The 4,727-nt window shown below is 56.9% G+C and carries 5 protein-coding genes and 1 pseudogene; 3 read left to right on the top strand and 3 right to left on the bottom strand.

Translation table 11 applies throughout. The features are described from left to right. Positions 1–2: 2 nt before the first annotated feature. The gene (gene aroG, locus VZP09_RS03905; RefSeq protein ID WP_002895086.1) at positions 3–1,055 is read right to left on the bottom strand and encodes a 3-deoxy-7-phosphoheptulonate synthase AroG; all 1,053 of its coding nucleotides are present in this window, start codon (positions 1,053–1,055) and stop codon (positions 3–5) included. 314 nt (positions 1,056–1,369) lie between these two features. On the opposite strand from aroG, the gene VZP09_RS03900 reads away from it, so the two are divergent. Together VZP09_RS03900 and zitB are read left to right on the top strand one after the other, a co-directional pair. After that, complete coding sequence (locus VZP09_RS03900) at positions 1,370–1,735, top strand: YbgS-like family protein (RefSeq protein WP_328794909.1); 366 nt, start codon at positions 1,370–1,372, stop codon at positions 1,733–1,735. A 117-nt stretch (positions 1,736–1,852) separates the two neighbouring features. Beyond that, positions 1,853–2,797: a CDF family zinc transporter ZitB gene (zitB, locus tag VZP09_RS03895; RefSeq protein ID WP_004147641.1), complete on the top strand. Its 945-nt coding sequence runs from the start codon at positions 1,853–1,855 to the stop codon at positions 2,795–2,797. Here zitB and pnuC read toward each other — a convergent pair. Both pnuC and nadA read right to left on the bottom strand, forming a co-directional pair. Then, on the bottom strand, positions 2,794–3,513 hold the full coding sequence (pnuC, locus tag VZP09_RS03890; RefSeq protein WP_004151689.1) for a nicotinamide riboside transporter PnuC: 720 nt from the start codon (positions 3,511–3,513) through the stop codon (positions 2,794–2,796). The genes zitB and pnuC overlap by 4 nt on opposite strands. Positions 3,514–3,548: 35 nt before the next feature. Beyond that, entirely contained in the window at positions 3,549–4,592 is a 1,044-nt protein-coding gene (gene nadA / locus VZP09_RS03885) for a quinolinate synthase NadA (protein ID WP_002895074.1), read from the bottom strand. A 69-nt stretch (positions 4,593–4,661) separates the two neighbouring features. On the opposite strand from nadA, the pseudogene VZP09_RS03880 reads away from it, so the two are divergent. After that, a pseudogene (locus tag VZP09_RS03880) lies at positions 4,662–4,727 on the top strand (hypothetical protein); the annotation flags it as partial.

The raw sequence follows: 4,727 nt of genomic DNA, 5'->3' as shown, positions 1-4,727 counted from the left end.
GCTTAGCCGCGGCGGGTTTTCACCGCTTCCGCCAGCTGACGCAGGATCGTTTCGGTATCCTCCCAGCCGATGCAGGCGTCGGTGACGCTCTTGCCGTAGGTCAGCGGTTCACCGCTCTCGAGGCTCTGGTTGCCTTCCACCAGATGGCTTTCAATCATCACGCCCATAATGGCGCGCTCGCCGCCGGCGATCTGCTGGCATACGTCGGCGCCCACTTCCATCTGCTTCTTGAACTGCTTGCTGGAGTTGGCATGGCTGAAGTCGATCATCACCTGGGCCGGAAGACCCGCTTTCGCCAGACCGATTTTCACCTCCGCCACGTGCTTCGCGCTGTAGTTAGGCTCTTTGCCGCCGCGCAAAATAATATGGCAGTCGCCGTTACCGCTCGTATTCACGATGGCGGAGTGGCCCCACTTGGTGACCGACAGGAAACAGTGCGGCGCGCCGGCGGCGTTAATCGCATCGATAGCCACCTTGATGGTGCCATCGGTACCGTTTTTAAAGCCCACCGGGCAGGAGAGTCCGGAGGCGAGCTCACGGTGCACCTGGGATTCGGTGGTTCGCGCGCCAATGGCGCCCCAGCTCATCAGATCGGCGACATACTGCGGGGTGATCATATCGAGGAATTCCCCCGCCGCCGGCAGGCCGCTGTCGTTAATGTCCAGCAGCAGTTTGCGCGCGATGCGCAACCCGTCGTTGATGCGGAAGCTGTTATCCATATGGGGATCGTTGATGAGCCCTTTCCAGCCGACGGTGGTGCGCGGTTTTTCAAAATAGACCCGCATGACGATCTCGAGCTCGCCCTTCAGCGCCTCGCGCAGGGTCAGCAGGCGGGCGGCATACTCTTTCGCCGCTGCCGGATCGTGAATAGAACAAGGCCCAATCACCACCAGCAGACGGTCATCGTCGCCTTTGAGGATCTGATGGATAGCTTTGCGAGCATGTGCAACGGTGTTTGCAGCATTTTCGGTAGCAGGGAATTTTTCCAGGAGCGCAACGGGAGGTAATAATTCGTTGATCTCTTTAATGCGTAAATCGTCGTTCTGATAATTCATCTTCTTTCCAGCGTTGCCATACTTATTCAATGAAATGCAATCCCTCCAATCTATCTCTTCGCTGAAATAGTGTAAACGTGATTTTACAGTAGTGATGGAATAATCCTGGAAATAGGCAAAAATACGCCATAAAGTAGCGAAACCAGGCTCATGAACTACAATATTTAACTGTTAAAGCTAATTAAGTCTTACGTTTCAGGATTATATAGTGACACTGCGATCGTCTGCGGAGTCTTAAACCATAGCGAGTCAGATCCCTGGCACACTCACCGCGGGAAGCGCATTTCCCCTTCCCGGCTTAACAGGAGTATCCGATGAATATGAAAAAACTGACGACCCTTTTGCTCACCGCCACCTTAGGTCTTGCCAGCGGCGCGGCCCTGGCGGCAGACACCGGCGCCCAGTCCAATAATGGCCAGGCCAACTCTTCCGCGGATGCCGGTCAGGTGGCGCCGGATGCCCGTGAGAACTTGGCGCCGAACAACGTGGACAATAGTCAGATCAACTCTGGCTCTGGGGGCACCACGGGCTCGACGATGACCCAGGATAATATGTCGAGCGATGAGGTACATAAAAACTCGATGTGTAAAGACGGCCGCTGTCCGGACACCGGTAAAAAACTGGACAACGGCGGCAATACGACCCAAGACAACAGCAAAACCGACGGCACCACCCAGTAACACATGAGGTGGGCAGATCGAAGAAAAGGCGAGCCGGTCTCGCCTTTTCTTCGTTTTTTATCGCTCTCTGTTTATGATGTCATAGCGTAATAATGATAACTATTAAGGGACGACACTATGGCGCACTCGCATTCGCACTCCTCTGTCCAGGCTCCGGATAACAGCAACGCCCGCCGGCTGCTATGGGCGTTTATCGTCACCGCCGGCTTTATGCTGATTGAAGCCGTCGGCGGCGCGATCTCCGGCTCGCTGGCCCTGCTGGCGGATGCCGGCCATATGCTCACCGACTCCGCCGCTCTGCTGTTTGCGCTGCTGGCGGTTCGCTTCGCCAGCCGCCCACCAAATGCCCGCCATACCTTTGGCTGGTTGCGTTTAACCACCCTGGCGGCGTTTCTCAATGCTATTGCTCTGGTGGTGATCACCATGCTGATTGTCTGGGAGGCGATTCAGCGCTTCCAGCATCCGCAGCCGGTAGCCGGCGTGACGATGATGGTCATTGCAGTCGCCGGTCTGCTGGCCAACGTGCTGGCGTTTTGGATCCTACATCGGGGTAGCGAGGAGCGGAATCTTAACGTACGCGCCGCAGCGCTACACGTGCTTGGCGACCTGCTGGGCTCGGTCGGCGCGATCGTGGCGGCCGTGGTGATCCTCACCACCGGCTGGACGCCTGTCGATCCGATTCTTTCCGTGCTGGTTTCCTGCCTGGTATTACGTAGTGCCTGGCGATTACTGAAAGAGAGTCTGAATGAATTGCTGGAAGGCGCGCCGCGTTCGCTGGATGTGGCGGCCCTGCAGCGGGATATCCGTCGCTCTATCCCGGAGGTACGCGATGTTCACCACGTCCACGTCTGGCTGGTGGGGGAAAAACCGGTGATGACGCTCCATGTACAGGTCGTTCCACCGCACGACCATGACGCGTTACTCAACCGCATCCTGCATTTCCTGGAACATAAATATGAAATTGCGCATGCCACGGTGCAGATGGAGTACCAGCCCTGCAGCGGCCCGGAGTGCCATCTCAACACGATGCACGCCGGGCACGATCATCACCACCACCATTAGCCAGAAAACGCGTGAGAACCTCGCTCACGCGCGCTGTTTATCCACATCCGGCTGCCGTTCAACGCAATGAACGTCAGCAAGAGGTATTCCAGCGACATGGCATAGACGCCCTGACGGGCAAAAATCACCACGCTTATCACGTTGACGATCACCCACAGCAGCCAGTTTTCAACATACTTGCGGGTCATTAAGATCATCGCCACCACCGACAGCACCGTCATACAGGAGTCCCAGAACGGGAAAGCATCCGGCTGCAGTTCCGGCATAGTGACCTGCAAACCGAGCGCTTGCATCAGGCTGACCGCGATCCGCGTCAGGAAAGCAAAGAACGGGTTGATAAATAGGGTCAGCAAGCCGATCGCTACCACGCAGGCCGCCAGCCAGCCCAGCGCTTTGCTGCGCGGCAGCCAGCGGATCTGCAGCTCAGCCTCATGGTTGCTGCTTTGTCGCGACCATGCATACCAGCCGTAAACGTTAGCGGCAAAAAAGAACAGCTGCAGCAGCAGGCTGGCGTACAGCTGGATCTGAAAGAAGATGATGGCGAACAGCGTGACGTTGACCAGCCCGAAAGCATAGTTACTGATCTTCTCCAGGCTCGCCAGCCAGATACACAACAGCCCGGCAATCGTCCCCACGGCCTCTATCCAGGAGAGATCGTACCCCCCAGCGCCGATGGGTATATGTACTAAAATATTCTGCGTGCTAAAAAAATCCATTTCCTCCCCTCAGCGTCTGGCGACGCGACAATAGGTTATCCCCGTAGTGTAGCCGCAAAATCCAGCATCCGATTAAGGGGAATTAATGCGCCGGTTCGCAGCGCTTCGTCGACATGGATTTCATGTTCAGCGCCGCCCTGCTCGAGACCCTCGGCAATGGCTTTCAGGCCATTCATCGCCATCCACGGACAATGCGCGCAGCTGCGACAGGTCGCTCCTTCGCCGGCGGTGGGCGCTTCCAGCAGCGTTTTCTCCGGCACCGCCTGCTGCATTTTATAGAAAATACCGCGATCGGTGGCCACGATCAGCTGGCGCTGGGGCAGGCTTTTCGCCGCCGCAATCAGCTGGCTGGTGGAGCCTACGGCATCGGCCATCTCAACGATCGCCTGCGGCGACTCGGGATGGACCAGCACGGCGGCTTCGGGATGCAGAGCCTTCATCCGCATCAACGCCTGGGTTTTAAACTCGTCGTGCACGATGCACGCCCCCTGCCAGCACAGCACGTCTGCGCCGGTCTGACGCTGAACGTAACGCCCAAGGTGGCGGTCCGGCGCCCAGAGGATCTTTTGACCAAGACTATCCAGATGGTCAATGAGTTCCACGGCGATGCTGGAGGTCACCACCCAGTCGGCGCGGGCCTTCACCGCGGCGGACGTATTGGCATAGACCACGACGGTGCGGTCAGGATGGGCGTCGCAAAAGGCGTTGAATTCCTCAATCGGACAGCCCAGATCCAATGAACACTCGGCGTTCAGGGTCGGCATCAAAATGGTCTTTTCCGGGCTGAGAATTTTGGCGGTTTCCCCCATAAAACGCACCCCGGCGACCAGCAGCGTGGAGGCCGAATGGCGGGCGCCAAAGCGCGCCATCTCCAGCGAGTCGGCGATACAGCCGCCGGTCTCTTCCGCCAGCTGTTGAATTTCAGGATCGGTGTAGTAATGCGCCACCATCACGGCATCGCGCTCGCGCAGCAGGCGCTTGATTTTTTCGCGGTAAAACTGCTTTTCGTCGACGGTCAGCGGCTGCGGTTTAGCAGGGAAAGGATAAATCGCCGTTTCAGGATCAAACATTACGCTCATCATGCAATCTCGTTTTACTGGCTTAACTCTACAACCGTCAGTATGGCCTTTCGGCGGCTTAACACGGTCATGGTGTTTTATATGCTAAACAAGATAGCCGATTACGAGCTAAAAGTCGTGATGAATTTTGTACAT

This window comes from Klebsiella sp. EMBS2024 (genome assembly GCF_036233805.1).
GTDB classification, from domain to species: domain Bacteria; phylum Pseudomonadota; class Gammaproteobacteria; order Enterobacterales; family Enterobacteriaceae; genus Klebsiella; species Klebsiella pneumoniae.
This window is presented reverse-complemented; position numbering and strand designations above follow the sequence as displayed.